This window comes from Undibacterium sp. TC9W (assembly GCF_049339865.1).
In the GTDB taxonomy this organism is placed as follows: Bacteria; Pseudomonadota; Gammaproteobacteria; order Burkholderiales; family Burkholderiaceae_D; genus Undibacterium.
In genome coordinates this window covers 66,306-81,993 of record NZ_JBMPPJ010000024.1, presented here as the reverse complement: position 1 = coordinate 81,993, position 15,688 = coordinate 66,306, and the positions used below count along the sequence as shown (strand labels likewise).

The following is a 15,688-nucleotide window of genomic DNA, read 5'->3' as shown; positions in this document are numbered from 1 at the left end:
AAAGAAATGGACCATGCCTATACAACACTGGCGACAGGCATTGAATCGCTTTGATATAGAATTTGGGGAGCGCATCAACGCTCACCAATAGTTCCGGGAGAACTTACACAGATTTTTTTACAGGCTCTCTTTGTCAGCACAACGAAGAAACATCATGCAACAGCTTATTTCCAATATGACTGGACAGTTCGTGACGGGACTTTAATCACCTTCAAAGTCATGGACCTGTTTACGTTTGATGCGGATAGCAACAAGATAAAGTATCTGGATTTGATTTATGACACGCACCCTATCCGTTCCACTGCAGGCAATAAATACGAGCTTTAACATCATCAGATAAAAAAGCCCTGCAATGTGACTTGCAGGGCTTTTAACTTTGAGGCAGTTGCTTGATTACTCTGCGCCCATTTCCTTCAACAGACGATCAGCCTTATCTACATGCTTCATCTGCCATAACATATAACGCAGATCAACTTGTATAGAGCGGGAGTTGGCCTTGTTGTAGTCCCAGTCGGAAATAATCGAATCCAGAGTGCCGTCAAATGCCAGACCGATGAATTCACCTTTGGCATTCAGGGCAGCGGAACCAGAATTACCGCCGGTGATATCCAAAGTCGCCAGATAGTTCACCGGAACTGTCTTCAGTTGCGGGTCAACATATTTGCCGAAGTCTTTGGCCTTGATGGCAGCCAATTGTGCAGCTGGTGCATTGAATTCGCCAGTGCCGGTTGCTTTTGGCGGGATACCATTGACTGTCGTGAAGGCGCTCCATGCCAGGCCATCAGCAGTACCGTGATCACGCCCAGTCACTTTGCCGAAGGTAACGCGCAAGGTGCTGTTGGCATCTGGATATACTGCCTGCCCTTTGCTCTTCATGTAGGCGATTTTTGCCTTCATGTAATTGCCATAGGCTTGCTGGATTTTGCCCATCAATTCTTCATCTTCAGCTTCACGCTTCAAACCACCTTCATACATCGCCACGGCTGCTTTGACAAAACTGTCATTGCTGGCTTTGAAGTCTTCTGGTTTTGCCGTCAACCACGCGCTGCGTGCTGCCTTGTCACCCAGTTTGCTACCAGCATACAAGGTATCAAGCAGGGATTTCAAGTCAGCTTCAGACATGCCATCCTTGATACCCAATGCGGCATCAAAATTGGCATTGCGGTCAGCCTTGGCTTGTGCGGCGTATTTGCTCAGGTTGTACAAGACCAGAGCCTTATCGACTTTTTCATCATAGTTGCGTTCGACCGCATCTACTGAAGCTTTGAAGCGAGGCAGGTCGCGTACCTGGAAGCCTGCTTTGCGTTCCGCATCCGCTTTTGTCGATTCATTCGACAAGCGGTACAAAGTGCGCGCAGTAGACAAGAAGCGTGGAGAAGAACTGGCCAGGTAAAAATCGCGCTTACCCAGAGCATCGCGCTCTGCGATCAATTTTTCTACCTGATCAATATCGCTGGCAAATTCTTTGGCGCGTGCGGGATTGCTGTTGATCCAGGCTTTCAGCTCTTCATGCTCTTTGGTTTTGCGTGCCAGGATATCGCTGCCCGCATAGCTGTCGAGCATACCCTGACGGTTTTTGTAGTAGTTATTGATGCCTGCAACCTGACCGGCGTATTTGAGTTTCGCATCTGGATTGCTACTGGTTTCCTTGGCGATGATGGCCAGCATATCACCTGAACTCTTCACAAACGTCGGATAGTTCCAGTCAAATGTGTATGCGACTTCTGATGGTAGGCGATGACGGTTGGTGCGACCTGGATAGCCCAACACCATGATAAAGTCGCCTTCCTTTAGATTGTCTTTGGCCAGCTTCAGGAAATGTTTTGGTACGTAAGGTACATTGTCTTTGCTGTAGTCGGCAGATTTGCCGTCTTTGCTGACATAAGCGCGGTAAAATCCGTAATCACCGGTGTGGCGCGGCCACATCCAGTTGTCGGTATCACCACCAAATTTGCCTACGCCTTCAGGCGGTGCGTGAACCAGGCGCACATCCTTGATTTCCAGTTGTTTGATGAGGTAATACTCAAGGCCACCGTAGTAAGGATAGACGTTGCAGCGATGACCAACATCTTTTTCGCATTCGGCGACTATCGCTTTGGAATTTTTTTCGATGGCATCGACGCGTGCCTTGCCATTTAGCTTGGCGGTATTCTTGTCGATGATCTTGCCGCTGACATTATTGACTTCCTTGGTCACCAGGATACGTGAGCCAGGAGATGCAGGCAATTCTTCTTCCAGATTATTCGCTAGGAATCCATTTGCCAGCAAGTTGCGCTCTGGCTTTGAATTGTGGGCAACACTGTTATAGACGCAGTGATGGTTGGTTGCGACCAAGCCTTGTGGGGATACAAAGGAAGCTGAGCAACCGCCGAGACTGACAATGGCCCCCATAGGAAACTCAGTCAATTTGGTCAATGTTGCAGGGTCCAGTTTTAAGCCGTCTGCCTTAAGTTGCTTGGCGACTTGTGGCAACTGCTGAGGCATCCACATGCCTTCATCTGCGCTAGCTATCTGGCATAGGCTCATGACCGCCAGCGTGGTAAGTGTTTTTTTCATCATATTGTTATAAAAAGATGTGAAAATTATGAATGATTCCCTCTTGGTACCTTGGAGCAAGTCCAAGGCGCGACAGTTTAGTCTTAAAAACAGAGGGAAAGTTCACTATTTTGTGCGAACTTTGATGAATTACGTGGATTTTGGCAGTTGGAGGCTTAGAAACTGATATTAAATGTCAGCAGATTGCAATTCAGATATTTTTTTGTTTTCGCCAGCAAGCAGGCATTAAAAGCAAGTCATGACAGTATTGGCTTGGATATCAAAAGATCACAGTATCTTCCTCAACGCCTCACGCAACTCTGATAGTTTGGGTGGTTTACTCAGCACGCAATCCACATGCGAGGGTGAGTCACCGTCATCGACCAGGCGCTGCCCCCAACCTGTCAACATGATGATGGGAGTCGTGGGTGACACTTCCTTGATGGAGCTGGCCAACTTGCGGCCATCGATATATGGCATACCAAGATCGGTGATGACAACAGCAAAAGTATCCCCTCTTACATGCGCCTCATTAAACGCATTTATCCCGGCCTGACCACCGTCAGCCGAGAATACGCTATGGCCATCAATCTCCAGTATGTCGCGCAAGGACTTTAAAACCATGGGGTCATCATCAACCACCAGTATGCGCCGGTGTGTAGGCACAGTTTCTGTAGCCGGTGTTCTGGCAATTGGGCTGACTGTCGTGGGTACGAGAAAACTCATGCGCATGGTAGTACCTTTGCCAACTTCCGTCAGGATGTCGATATGAGCACTATGCCTTTCTATCATGCCATAGACCATGGCCAGGCCCAGCCCGGTTCCGCGCTCACCTTTGGTGGTAAAGAACGGCTCCAAACACCTGCGCCTGGTATCGTCAGACATGCCTACACCTGAATCGCTGACTTCAATGTGGACTTGTTTTAAGATGACTTCCTTAGTCGATTCCAGCAAATCCTGAACCATACTGGTGCGTAAAGTGAGTACTCCGCCTTCCGGCATCGCATCAACAGCATTGAAAATCAGATTGGTCAGCGCTTCCCTTATTTCACCGTGCACGCCCATGATGTCCGGCAAATCCGGTGCAAGCTCGGTATGCACATTGATGACAATGCCGCGTTGTTGTGGCATGTCGCTCCATCTGGCACGGGTGAGGTCTATGACTTGTTGGACCAGGCTATTTACATTGACAGGCGACAGAGATAATTGTGGTGCGCGCTGGCGATAAAATTCTCTCATCCTGGCGACAGTTGCGGCAACATCATCTATTGCACGCGAAATGACTTCCAGATAATTTCTGCCTTTAGCACTCAGGTTTTTTTCTGTTTCGAGTAAGGATTCAGTATAAAGTGCAACAGGCGAGATTGCGTTGTTGATGTCGTGAGCTATACCGCTAGCCATTTGCCCCAGCGCACGCAGACGTTCTTGTTGCATGATGGATTGCTGGGTTTGGCGTAAATCATCATATGCTTGTTGTAGCGCGGTATAAAGTTGTGCCTGATTGGCAGCCAGCGCCACATGCTCGCTCAACTGTCTTAAAAACTCACATTCACCGCTATTAAAGCTATGAGCTTCACGTTTGGCGACGACCAGCACGCCAAACACGGTACTTTCTGCCCTCAGCGGCGCCATCACCAGGGCATTGAGTCCGCCAGCAGCCAGTCTTTGAGGAAAAGGAAAATCAACTTTACTGATGTCCGCTTCATAGACCAATTGTCCACGTACACAGCGCGACAGGCCGTTCTCATCTATAGAGACCTGGGTATTCTGGGTCATGGATAATTGTTGCGCCAAAGACTCACTGTGCAAGCCAACGCTGGTGACCTGCAACTGGTTTTTACCTTGGTCATAAAGGCAAACGCAACTGAAATCCACAGGAAGATGGTCTTCGAGGCTACGGATGACAACCTGGAAGATACTCCGTAAATCTTGCCGCTCTCCTATCGAACGGGTAATCTGATGCAGCAAATTCAAGCGGGCAAGCTGTGCCTGTGCTTTTTTCTCGATTTGCTGACGCTCTATGATTTCTGCCTGCAAGGTTTCGTTAATATCAACCAGGGAATCACGGGAGACAGTGGTCAGTTTGAGTTTTTCTGTCATGCCATCAAATGCGCGTGCCAAATCTCCTATCTCGTCCTGGCTGTCAAACCGCAGGGAAAAATCGAGATTGCCTGCGCCGACAATCGCTGTGCCTTCACGCAGTTTTTCCAGAGGCCGGCTGACACTGCGCAGCGTAATATAGATAGTGATAGTCACGACCAATACCACTATGCCACCAAACAGAATCACCGCATTAAAGGCCCGCTGCTGGGCGTTCAGGGCACCGATACGGCTTTGTTCAGACAAACTCAAGGCATCAGAAATCATGGCCTGGGTTTTATTGGTGATTTGCCCCAATAAGCGGGACTCCAATTCCTCCAGTATCTCGGCCTTATCTTTTTCCTTCATCAACTCTCGATGATTGCCGACCAAAAGAGAAAAGAGTTGCGCTATATTTTCGTTACCATCTCTCAATTCGGCTATTGCCTCTTTATCCGCCGGTTCGGTAAATTCTTCCTGGCCAGCCAGACGTTTTGCCAAAGAGGTGCTGCGTAACTGCCATTGTGCCCTGGTGCGTTCATCGTGACGCAAGGCATATTCCAGTGTGAGATAACGCAAAGAAGTTACTGCCTGCAATAGCTCGCCAGCCGCTTCATTTTTGGCGATCTCGCGCTTCATCTGCAAAGTGGTGGACAACAGGATGACAACAATCATTGCCACGATGGCTAAAGATATTAATTCCGCAAATTTCAGCCGGGTTGAAATTTTCACTTTGGAATCTCAATGAATGATGGTCACTGCCGACGGCTTGACTTTTTCCATACCGTCCAGATAAATATAATCAAGGTAATTCGGTACTTCGGTCTTATTGGTCAACTTGTTCTTGATTGCCCACCTGGCCTGATCTTCCAGTGCTAGCAATAAGCCCTGGTCAAGACCAATTTCAAAACGATAGGTAGTCCATGCCGTTCTTTGTTCTTTAGTATTGGTCTTTTTTCCTGCCTCATGCAATATGCGGGCAGCGTCAGGCATCTCATTGCAGTAATTACTTCCCTGATCAAGTGCCCGCAATACCTTGTTGATGGTTTCTGGCTCAGCAGAAATATAACTGCGCATACCAACTACGTTGTACAGGCTTTCGTACACATCTTTGCCATAAAAAACTACGCCATTATCACCAAGCCTGGTCATCATGGTATTCAGAAATGGCTCCCATGTGGCGACTGCATCGACTTCACCGCGCTCTATCGCGTCAGCAAACTCTTCGGGCTTGTAATTAATCATGGTCACGTCTTTGACCGACAGTTTCTGGCGGTTCAAAAAAGCGCTTAGAGTGAAATGACTTGAGGTGCTGAGCGTGACGCCGACCCGCTTACCTTTGAGGTCTGCAGGCTGCAGTATGCCCCGGTCACGGCGTCCGACTATGCCATGGTCTTTGTCAGTTTTAAAAATGGTGGCTATCGCTGCAACCGGTCTTTGGTCCAGCCCGGCAAACATGACAGGAATATCGGCTACAGTCCCGAGGTGTGCCTGCCCCTGAACGACGGCTTCCATGGCAGCTTTGCCACTGGAATGTGACTGTATGAGTACAACAATACCTTCTTTGGCGAAGTAACCCCGCTCGCGGGCTGCGGTAATGGAACAGGTGCCTACATATTCAGTATTGGTAGCGATGATAACTTGTTCCAGTGGTGCCCTGGACGCTGGTGACCGAATGAGCCAGACATAAATCAAACTCAAGAAAAGGAATGCACCAAGCATACAGGCAAGCCAGATGAGAACTGACTTGTAAGAAAATTGCCCGAGCTTGATGCCTGCCATGCCGCTTCCCTCTTTTCAATCCACTTTACCAACTCATGCAATATTGTATAAGACAAGCGTGAGAGCCGCGTCGAACATTCAAGAGTGGTACAAGCATTTATTTTGCATGCGCTTGCATTGCAACTTGCATCACATCATGCAATGATGAAACATTGTTTTTTATTCTAGTTCCTCAAGTAAATTTAAGCAAGCAATAGCGGTTTTATTATCCAGGTCTTGTTCTTCGTGCCAGGCAGAAACAGACACTGCGACAATTTTAAATTGCCGCAATACAGAAAAAAGTGCCGATATCTGTGCATGAGATGGCCCTTGCCGGACATGGTATTTAAGTGCAGGCATTTCTGGCCTGTCATCAATCACATCGGTATCAAAGTGCAAATAAATGTTTTCATCCAGTGATAGATATTTGCTGATCTCTTCAATTTTGCAAGTCCGGATTTTTGAACTTTCCAAAAATTCTTTTTCCCCAGGGTCCAGGTCCCGGGCATCAGACAGAATGATTTGTTCTTCTGGATAAGCCTTGATACCAAGTTCCTTTAAAAAAGCGCCAATGGCATCGCGCTCATTCTTGCGTCTGTCGCGCCGTCCGACCAACATGGCCAGAGGCATACCGCCCAGGTATTTGGTGAGCGTGGTTTCCCAGGTGTGAAAATCGCCATGTGCGTCCAGCCACAATATGCGGTCAGGTTGCCTGCCCGCTTTTTGCAGTCCTGTCACTACAGCTATAGTAGAAAAACAATCACCAGCTATGCACACTGCCCGGTCACCTTGCTCAGTGATTTGCTGGACCCTGATAGCCAGATTTGCATAAATCTGCCCCATTCTGCGCAATTTTTCATTCGCGTCAGAAATGGCGGTTTCTTTGAACTCAGGAACATTCAATATTTCCCAGGGATGTGTACTGACGTCATTAACGCGGCCAAGACCATCCCTTCTTTGCCCCGTCAGAAAGGGAATGAGTAAGTGTTTATTCATAACCAGGTTTCCGGATTCATGGAATAAGCTAAGCTATCCATCATCATTTGCACATCCTTTCTTTTCCCCATGCGTAGCAAATCGGTTTCACGCTTGTGCCAGCGTCGAATTTTGGGTGCCTCCGTCGCCATCGTCACTGGAAAAACAGGTAAACTCCGCATTTCTGGCAAACCCAGATAAGAAGTAATTTTTTGCATGATTACAGCAGGGTCTGATAAAAACTCTTCAAATGAAACAGACAAAGAGCTAACCCGACTATCAATAATGGCCTGATGTGCGGATAACCACTGATTCAAACAGACTTCTTCCAGACTGCTATTCAAGTATTCTTGCCAGTTCGGAGGCAAATCAAATTTCCACCAGCGTTTGCCAAAACTCACGGTATCGGAATATCCCCTGATTGATAAATCGAGTCCTATACGCTCCAGATCATGTGAAAAGAAAGCAACCGGTGACAACCAGCCATCCATCAAGCCATTCACTGATTGCGCATAACCCCTGGTCAGATGCAGATACCTGATCCTGGCATGTGGAAACAACTGTTCATACATGCCTATCCTGTACACATCTGGAGGGGTCTTGAATAGCAAGATTTTTTGCTCAACATCAGCAGATTCCAACTGTCGCCGATGCTGGCGAGGGATAACGAATGGCGGTTCTTCGAGTTTGAAAGGTTCATTAAAATAATGACTGGCTGCAGGATTTTTTTTGCCGTCGTAATAATCCTGTCTCCAGGTTTCACTTTTAAACACACGCGAAAGCACCAGATCTTGCAGCATAGCTTCGCCCTGCATACTCTTTTCTGTCGCCAGACGAAAAACCGCCTCCAGGTCGTGCAGGAGTTGGTGATAGGCCCGCTCTTCAGAGAATAAGGCTGGAAACTGCATTAACAGACGTTTACGCCATCTGTTTTTCAAAAATACATAGTCGGACTCGCCCTCCGAGGGAAAAGTCATGTCATCAAAAATATTATCAAGCAAGACGTCTTGATTATTGATGGACTTGAGTGCATCGCTGTCTGCATTAAAGGAAAAACCATTTCTCGTCAGCGCAAGAAATGGTTCCATTTCACCGTCAAGTGAGGCAATCCCGGGGTGCGATGACAACACGCTTTTAAGCAGGCTGGAGCCAGATCTGGGCGACGTCAGAATAACTGCCACGTTCTTGACCCGCGCGGCCAGATCGGTATGCGCTATCTGGCGCAAATCATTGACAGCGTCTATGACGTCCATCATTAACCCGGCTGCTTTGCACGCCTCATCACAAAGGCATAGAATTTTTTTGTCTCTGCCTTGTCTGCCGCTGCGCTCGCCAGTGTTCTGACAGTCAAACCGGCAGCTTTTGCCAATGCCTTGATCTCATCAATGGCACCAAAATTAGATTGAGAAAAATAAATACGACCTTCTGGTTTGAGGTACTTGCCAACTTCTGCAAAAAATTGCGTATTCGTCTTGAAATCAGTATCCCATTGCGAACTGGCGACTACGTCATGTGCGGGCTTGTTGCGAAATGGCAGGTTAGCAGTAATGACGTCAAACTGCTCTCCTTCCAGTTCCTGAAACAGGTTGGATTTTTTGACTCTCATGAGTTTTTCAAAACCATGCAGCCTTGCATTGTGTTTGGCACTTTTAATAGCGGCAGGATTAATATCGACAGCCGTCACCTTGCTGGCGCCGCCGTAGCATGCAAAAATAGCAATCACCCCGGAGCCAGTACCTACATCAAGCACGCTTTCGCCCGATTTAATTTTAAAACTCTTCACCAGCGGCTGGCTATCTGTGAATGGCCAGAAGGTTTCAGGAAAAACCTGGAATTCTTTCCCCAGATATTTCACTACTTTTCCTTCAGAAGGGATAGTCTTGAATGCCTTTTGTCTGTTCTTTTGCCACCTGTCTATGTGTGCAAGGCTATTTGTTGATGTCTGCTCCATGGTCATCCTTTCTGACGTAAGACACTAAAAAGTGTTCATCAGCATGACGATGCTGATGCTTTAAATCGAAGCTTTATTTGCAACGAACTCCATTGCTTTGTCCACCGCCAATCCAAACTCTTCAATATTGATAGGTTTGGTGATGTAAGAAAAAAAACCAGCTGCTTTTCCATTTTCAAGATCAGCAGGCATTGCGTTTGCAGTCACAGCAATGACCGGGATGTGCGCAGTCCTCGGGTCGCTCTGCAAAAACCGCATGGTTTCTATACCGTCTATACCTGGCAAATTGATATCCATCAAAATAAGGTCTGGCAAATGCAGGCGTGCCTGCTCTATACCCAACAAGCCGTCCGTAGCGGTCAATAAAATCAGGTCAGAGCGCAGGCGTATCAATTCGGCGACCAGCCTCAGATTGGTAGGATTATCTTCAACATATAGCAGGCATTTTTGCGTACTTGATTTTGGGCCCTGCGCAGACTCATAAAACATCGTTTTAATGTCTGGTTGCCGGTATTGGCTGTCGGCAGCAGAACCGGGGAATCTGACCCAAAATGTACTGCCTGAACCTACCTGGCTATTGATGCCTATGCGACCATCCATTGCCTCGACAAGGTGTTTGACCAGTGACAGACCTATGCCGGTTCCTTCTTCATTGAATACTTCGCGCCCAAGACGGTTAAAGGGCTGGAAAATGGTTTCCAGTTGAACGGTGCTAAGGCCAACGCCAGTGTCGATGACTTGAATACAGACATGCAGATCATCTTCCAGATGTGCTACAACACTGACCGTGCCATTTTGACGGTTATATTTGATGGCATTCGACAACAGATTAATCAATACTTGCTTCAGGCGAATCCGGTCAGCATTCACATGCAGGCAAGTGTTTTCTGCAAAACTGACATTAATTCCGCGTTTCTGGGCCAGCGGTTCTATCATTGTTTTACACTCTGCAAATACCTCATCAAGAGTGATGACTTCTGCAGTTAATTTCATCGCCCCTGACTCTACTTTTGCCAGATCAAGAATTTCATTAATCAGTGCTAACAAATGGCTGCCAGCTTCCTCTATGTGCCTGGCGAATTCTTTTTTCTCATCAAGACTGGTTTGCAGACTATCAGATGCCAGAATCTGGGCAAAACCAAGTATGGCATTCAGAGGTGTGCGCAATTCATGGCTCATATTCGACAAAAATGTCGATTTTGCACGATTTGCAATTTCTGCCTGCATCCTGGCTTGCTCCAGATCCTGATTCAAGATTACCAGTTCGGCAGTATGTTCGCGTAGTTGCTGCTCCAGTCTGGCATTCGCCATGCGCAGCTGACGCGTCTCAAGGGCACGCACCAGCACGGGCAGGATTGCTGAAATTTTGAATGGTTTGATAATGTAGTCAAGTGCGCCGACCTTCATCGCCTTGACTGCAGAGGTGATACTACCTTCACCCGTCATGACTATACAGGCAAGATCAGCATCAATCTTGCGGGCAGACTCAACCATGGCAATGCCGTCAAGATCAGGCATCATTAAATCTGTCAGCAACAAGTCAAATGCATTGTTACGAAGATATGCCAGCGCTTCGATGCCATTGGCAAAGCCTGTAGTTTCATAGTTATGGTCACGCAACAAATCACACAATGCCTGCATGTGTGCGGTTTCATCATCGACTATCAAAATGCGGGCTTGCATCTGGGATACTGTCATCTGAACTCCTGGCATTAGCTAAATGCTCATATTGGCGCTGTCCCAGCCGTAGCTATTTCTTGCCAAGAAATTATCTTGCTTGCAAAAACATCACGCCTACGTGCCAGATGGTCTTATTACATGACCTTGTAAGCATATTAGCATTTTTTAAAAAATAATAATGAAGAATAAGCAATACAAGATTCAATGACGAATGAGATGGTATCTCGCCCATGAAGATAGCTGGTCAGTTACCAGGGCATTTAAGGAAGATGCTTGAATTTTGCACTATCGATAAAACCGGATTGATGCAACATGATGATAGCTTCCTGCGTCCGGCCGCCGAGAGCGTCTTGTAGTGTGTATTGGTCAAGCTTAGTGTAAAACACCAGCAATGCATCATCAAGTAAAGACTTAAGCTGGCAATTGCCACGCAATGCACATGGCGGAGTGGCGCAGTCTATCAATGCATCCCCACCTTCAAGTTCGCGGATAATGCTGCCTAGCCTATAAGACTTTATATCTTGCGCCAAGGCCATGCCGCCCCCCTTCCCCCTGGTCGTAATGATCCAGCCCTTTTGCGCAAGAAAATGCACCACCTTGACTAGATGGTTACGGGAGATGGAGAATTTACTGGCAATCTCACTGATTGTCACAGGCTCTTGTCTGTCTTTGTGACTCAGATACATGAGCACGCGTAGTCCCAGGTCAGTAAAATGGGTTAATTGCATAAATGATTTTCTGATATTTATAAAGCATGGTCATGTTAATACAATGAAGGGATTCTTTTACACATAAATGCGCCCGGCAAAAACAACTCGCTCACGATAGATTTGTCTCATACATTGATGTCTGACACTGGCATTTCAGTGGATTGTGCATCCAACTGCTCCGAGGTTTCGTCTGCAGCAGCCTTGAAAGACTTCAGTTCAACATCCGCCTCCGCAATATTTGGCTGCAAGTCATCAAGGCACTTCAGTTGATATGTGTAAAGGGATATGCTGCCAATCTCCCAGTTGAAAGCTGGTGGCAGTCAGCCTGCCACCATTAAAACATGCTTACGCTAATTTCCAGACAAACTGCACTTTCGTCCAAATTTGCGCATACTCGCCATTGATTTTGCCTGGTATCGCTTTTTCTTTGCAGCTTCTCAACGCAGCTACCACGGCACTATCCAGCATCCGGTAACCGGAGGAACGATCTACTTTAGTATTCAGTATGTCACCATCTGCCCCAACCAGCACTGACATATATACCGTTCCGGATTCTTTTTTCTCCATGGATTCTTTGGGATACATGGGACGACATTTGGCAAAATCAATGACGGGTCTTTTATCACCTTTCTTGTCATCATCCCGGTAAAGCATTTTTTCAGTGCTGGCATCTTTCGCAGTGCCAGTTTCTTTTGTAGCATTTGGAGACGATACATTGGCATGAGCAAACAAGGTCAAGGAACTTGATACTAGGCTAAGAATAAGGAATGCTGCTTTCCAGTTCAGGGTTCTTACTTCAGGTTTGATGAGACGTTTGATACGGGACATAAGATTTCCTCCTTGGGCCGCCTGGGCCAGTTGAGGGGTTATGAATTGGAAATTAGCCAATTCAGAAAGTGCAAGAGCAAGACGCCGCGGTTCGCCTGTAACTCTTGCGGCTAGATCATCCGCAATTTCTTCTCTGTTATTACGAATCTGCCTCGATATCCACCAAACTGCCGGGTGGTAAAACAAGATGATTTCTATCAGCGATTGAATCAAATTCAACAAATAGTCATGCCGTTTGATGTGCGCCATCTCATGCGCCACCAGCATTTCCAGCAAATCAACTGGCATGCCCGTAAGCATTGCGCTGGGCAGGAGTATCATGGGGCGGACTATACCGACAGTGACAGGGCCATTGAGATCATCAACTACCCTGAATATCACCTTGCTGCGGATGAGAAATTTTTCGCTCATTTGATCAATGCGCGACTGCCATCGTGAGTCTGATTTGCTGCGATGTGGGTGGGTATAAGCAGAAATCCAGAACAAGCCCATGCACAGACGTATTGCCAGAGCCGCGACACAGATGAACCATACCCCCACCATATCGCTCAAATGCATTTCTACCCATGGGAAAAACCCCATCCATGCCGATGAAGCATCAAATCCCAAGTAGGCAGGAACTTCACTCAGTGTATTGAATCCATTACTGACATGTACGGCATCGACTCGCAGGAAAAATTCGCTGGCAGGCAGGCTAATGCAGGCAAGCAAGGCAATATAGGCAACTGCATAACGTGCTCTTACCTGGGTAGAACCAATAAAATACAAGGACACAGCCAGCAGCAAGGCGATCAGCAAACCTTGCCATACAAAATGCAACAAGGCCCAGCCCAGCGCAGTGACGAGGTGTTGAAAAAATAGGCTCATTTTTCATCCTCATTCAGCAATTTTTGAATTTCTTCCCGCTCTTCTTTGCTGACATGGCCGCGCAGGGCTGCCATCACCAAATCTTTGGCTGAGCCGGAAAAAGCCTTGTGGATCAAATCTTTCAAGAGATTTGTCTGTAGAGAATCTTGTGCCTGGGCCGCAGCATAGACATGGGAGCGCTGAGTTTCGTCCCTGCTGAGCAAGCCCTTGGTATGCATGACCTGCATGAGCCGCAATATGGTTGCATAAGACAACTCTGGTCTGTCCTGCACCGCTGCCTGATGTACTTCCTTGACGGTTGATGGTCCCAGTTGCCACATCAGGCGCAACAAATCCAACTCCGCAGCCGTCGGTTTACGTGAAATGATTTTGCCCATATCGTGCTCTTGTAGATAATTGATTAAGATGTAGATTATATGGTCTAGATCATTTTGTCTAGACTATTTTATCTACTTCTATGCAAAATCAAAATTGATCCAAAAAAGACACAAATGATGGGCTTGGCAGAAAAGACGGGGGCAGGCCTGGACGGTCAACAAACTAGTGTGCCTGGTGCCGATAGCTGGCATAAGCGGTGGCTGCCATGATGATGAAAGCGCCGGTTAATTCGAGCATTCCCGGTGTTTCCCGCAAAAACAGGAATGCCAGCAACATGCCATACACTGGTTCCAGTGAAGTCATGATACTGGCAAAACTGGTCGATAAATGACGCAGGCTGAACATGAATAAACCATGAGACAAAGCGGTAAACACCACCCCCAGCAATATCAATCCCGACCAGGTTTGTGTGGTGTTACCTGCCAGGTCACCTGTCAATATTACGAAAGGCAAAAGCAAAAAAGCTGCCACAGCATTTTGCAGAAAGGCCAATTTAAATGGCGGGATATGGCTACCCTGCCAGCGATTTACCATCGCCAGCAAAGCAAAACTGAAACCGGATAATATCCCCAGCCCCAAAGCAAGGAGTGCACCATTACCCCAAGAAGTGCCACTAACCATCACCACCATGCCCAAGACAACGAATAAGGCAGCCCAGGCATCCTGCGCCCTTCTTGGTTCTTTAAAAAACCACGGCTCCAGCAATGCCACAAATAGAGGAAAACTCGCAAAGCCCATCAAGCCAAAAGCAACAGGTGCAAAATTGAGTGAGGCAAAAAAAGTCAGCCAGTGCACCGCCAGTAGAAAACCGCAAAGGACGACGCTCCTTGAAACATCTCGAACATGCAATTGCCGCTGATATGCCAGCACAGGTATCAGGCATAAGGCGGCAAACAAGGTACGTCCAAATACCAGCATTAAAGAACTGACGGCCAGCGACTTGCCAAGCACGCCTGCAGCTCCGAATAAAAACACGGCAATATGCAGGGCAAATAAAGCAGGCAGTGCAGTTTTTTTCATATTATCTTTATGCTTGGCGAGCATTGAGTATAAAGCCGAAGTATAAAGTCGTTGCACAACATGTCAGATGCGGGTGCAGCACTTTTATTTTGGATTAAAGCGCAAATGCATGAATCTATGCATAATGGATACTTGTTGTTTTCATCAACCCATTAAAGAGGGATGCAATGATAGACGTTTATTCCTGGCCGACACCAAACGGACACAAAGTACACATCATGCTGGAAGAATGCGGCTTACCTTACCGCGCCATTCCAGTTGATATTGGCGCTGGCGATCAATTCAAAGCCGATTTCCTGGCGATATCACCAAATAACAAGATTCCTGCCATCGTTGATGCAGATGGTCCTGACGGCAAACCTATCGCCCTGTTTGAATCGGGCGCGATACTGATTTACCTGGCTGGTAAAACGGGATTATTCCTTGGAAAAACCGACAGGGAGAAATATGAAGCGCTGCAATGGCTGATGTTCCAGATGGGCAGTGTTGGCCCCATGCTGGGCCAGGCCCATCACTTCCGCATCTATGCGCCTGAAAAGATAGCCTATGCCGTTGATCGCTATACTAACGAAACAAAGCGCATCTACGGTGTCATCGATAAACAGCTGGAAAAAACCACTTATCTGGCAGGAGAGGAATATGGCATCGCCGATATAGCGACTTTCCCATGGACACGTTCATTTGCCAATCAGGGTATAGACTGGGCAGAATTCCCGAATGCCAAGCGCTGGTTTGATACCATCAGCCAGCGCCCTGCAGTACAACGCGGCGTGCAAGTATTGGCTGACTTGCGCAAACCACTGGAAAATAATGACAAGGCAAGAGAAGTTTTGTTTGGAAAAACACAGTACGCAAAGAAATAAACTCATTCACCGGGGGCGAGGCAAATTGCCGTTACAATGGG

The 15,688-nt window shown here is 47.3% G+C and carries 12 protein-coding genes; 1 reads left to right on the top strand and 11 read right to left on the bottom strand.

Annotated elements, in window-relative coordinates:
• Positions 1-393: 393 nt before the first annotated feature.
• From ACO0LN_RS25175 to ACO0LN_RS25125, 11 genes are all read right to left on the bottom strand, one after another.
• Positions 394-2,556: a S46 family peptidase gene (locus ACO0LN_RS25175; RefSeq protein WP_422978629.1), complete on the bottom strand. Its 2,163-nt coding sequence runs from the start codon at positions 2,554-2,556 to the stop codon at positions 394-396.
• 267 nt (positions 2,557-2,823) lie between these two features.
• Positions 2,824-5,289, bottom strand: coding sequence for a response regulator (locus ACO0LN_RS25170; protein ID WP_422978635.1), 2,466 nt, complete (start codon positions 5,287-5,289; stop codon positions 2,824-2,826).
• A gap of 66 nt (positions 5,290-5,355) precedes the next feature.
• Positions 5,356-6,396, bottom strand: a complete 1,041-nt coding sequence (locus tag ACO0LN_RS25165; protein ID WP_422978627.1) for an ABC transporter substrate-binding protein — start codon at positions 6,394-6,396, stop codon at positions 5,356-5,358.
• Between the two features lie 159 nt (positions 6,397-6,555).
• Positions 6,556-7,371 (bottom strand): arginase family protein, encoded by an 816-nt coding sequence (locus tag ACO0LN_RS25160; protein WP_422978625.1) that lies wholly within the window; start codon positions 7,369-7,371, stop codon positions 6,556-6,558.
• The gene (locus ACO0LN_RS25155; protein WP_422978623.1) at positions 7,368-8,603 is read right to left on the bottom strand and encodes a hypothetical protein; all 1,236 of its coding nucleotides are present in this window, start codon (positions 8,601-8,603) and stop codon (positions 7,368-7,370) included. Before ACO0LN_RS25155 ends, ACO0LN_RS25160 begins: the two co-directional genes overlap by 4 nt.
• 2 nt (positions 8,604-8,605) lie before the next feature.
• The gene (locus ACO0LN_RS25150) at positions 8,606-9,301 is read right to left on the bottom strand and encodes a methyltransferase (RefSeq protein ID WP_422978621.1); all 696 of its coding nucleotides are present in this window, start codon (positions 9,299-9,301) and stop codon (positions 8,606-8,608) included.
• A 60-nt stretch (positions 9,302-9,361) separates the two neighbouring features.
• Positions 9,362-10,999, bottom strand: coding sequence for a response regulator (locus tag ACO0LN_RS25145; protein WP_422978619.1), 1,638 nt, complete (start codon positions 10,997-10,999; stop codon positions 9,362-9,364).
• Between the two features lie 242 nt (positions 11,000-11,241).
• The gene (locus ACO0LN_RS25140; protein WP_422978618.1) at positions 11,242-11,709 is read right to left on the bottom strand and encodes an RrF2 family transcriptional regulator; all 468 of its coding nucleotides are present in this window, start codon (positions 11,707-11,709) and stop codon (positions 11,242-11,244) included.
• 327 nt (positions 11,710-12,036) lie between these two features.
• A complete protein-coding gene (locus ACO0LN_RS25135; protein WP_422978616.1) occupies positions 12,037-13,386 on the bottom strand; it encodes a M56 family metallopeptidase in 1,350 nt (449 codons plus the stop codon).
• A complete protein-coding gene (locus ACO0LN_RS25130; protein WP_422978614.1) occupies positions 13,383-13,763 on the bottom strand; it encodes a BlaI/MecI/CopY family transcriptional regulator in 381 nt (126 codons plus the stop codon). Before ACO0LN_RS25130 ends, ACO0LN_RS25135 begins: the two co-directional genes overlap by 4 nt.
• Positions 13,764-13,926: 163 nt before the next feature.
• Entirely contained in the window at positions 13,927-14,784 is an 858-nt protein-coding gene (locus ACO0LN_RS25125; protein ID WP_422978612.1) for a DMT family transporter, read from the bottom strand.
• 167 nt (positions 14,785-14,951) lie between these two features.
• Here ACO0LN_RS25125 and ACO0LN_RS25120 point away from each other — a divergent pair, with 167 nt between their 5' ends.
• Positions 14,952-15,647 carry a glutathione binding-like protein gene (locus ACO0LN_RS25120; RefSeq protein ID WP_422978610.1) on the top strand — a complete coding sequence of 232 codons (696 nt, stop codon included), beginning with the start codon at positions 14,952-14,954 and terminating at the stop codon, positions 15,645-15,647.
• Positions 15,648-15,688: the final 41 nt, after the last annotated feature.

Excerpts from the sequence above, each read along its gene's own strand:
- ACO0LN_RS25155 (WP_422978623.1), bottom strand. The coding sequence starts at position 8,603 with ATGGACGTCATAGACGCTGTCAATGATTTGCGCCAGATAGCGCATACC.
- ACO0LN_RS25165 (WP_422978627.1), bottom strand. The coding sequence starts at position 6,396 with ATGGCAGGCATCAAGCTCGGGCAATTTTCTTACAAGTCAGTTCTCATC.
- ACO0LN_RS25140 (WP_422978618.1), bottom strand. The coding sequence starts at position 11,709 with ATGCAATTAACCCATTTTACTGACCTGGGACTACGCGTGCTCATGTAT.
- ACO0LN_RS25150 (WP_422978621.1), bottom strand. The coding sequence starts at position 9,301 with ATGGAGCAGACATCAACAAATAGCCTTGCACACATAGACAGGTGGCAA.
- ACO0LN_RS25130 (WP_422978614.1), bottom strand. The coding sequence starts at position 13,763 with ATGGGCAAAATCATTTCACGTAAACCGACGGCTGCGGAGTTGGATTTG.
- ACO0LN_RS25160 (WP_422978625.1), bottom strand. The coding sequence starts at position 7,371 with ATGAATAAACACTTACTCATTCCCTTTCTGACGGGGCAAAGAAGGGAT.
- ACO0LN_RS25175 (WP_422978629.1), bottom strand. The coding sequence starts at position 2,556 with ATGAAAAAAACACTTACCACGCTGGCGGTCATGAGCCTATGCCAGATA.
- ACO0LN_RS25135 (WP_422978616.1), bottom strand. The coding sequence starts at position 13,386 with ATGAGCCTATTTTTTCAACACCTCGTCACTGCGCTGGGCTGGGCCTTG.
- ACO0LN_RS25170 (WP_422978635.1), bottom strand. The coding sequence starts at position 5,289 with ATGATTGTTGTCATCCTGTTGTCCACCACTTTGCAGATGAAGCGCGAG.
- ACO0LN_RS25145 (WP_422978619.1), bottom strand. The coding sequence starts at position 10,999 with ATGACAGTATCCCAGATGCAAGCCCGCATTTTGATAGTCGATGATGAA.
- ACO0LN_RS25125 (WP_422978612.1), bottom strand. The coding sequence starts at position 14,784 with ATGAAAAAAACTGCACTGCCTGCTTTATTTGCCCTGCATATTGCCGTG.
- ACO0LN_RS25120 (WP_422978610.1), top strand. The coding sequence starts at position 14,952 with ATGATAGACGTTTATTCCTGGCCGACACCAAACGGACACAAAGTACAC.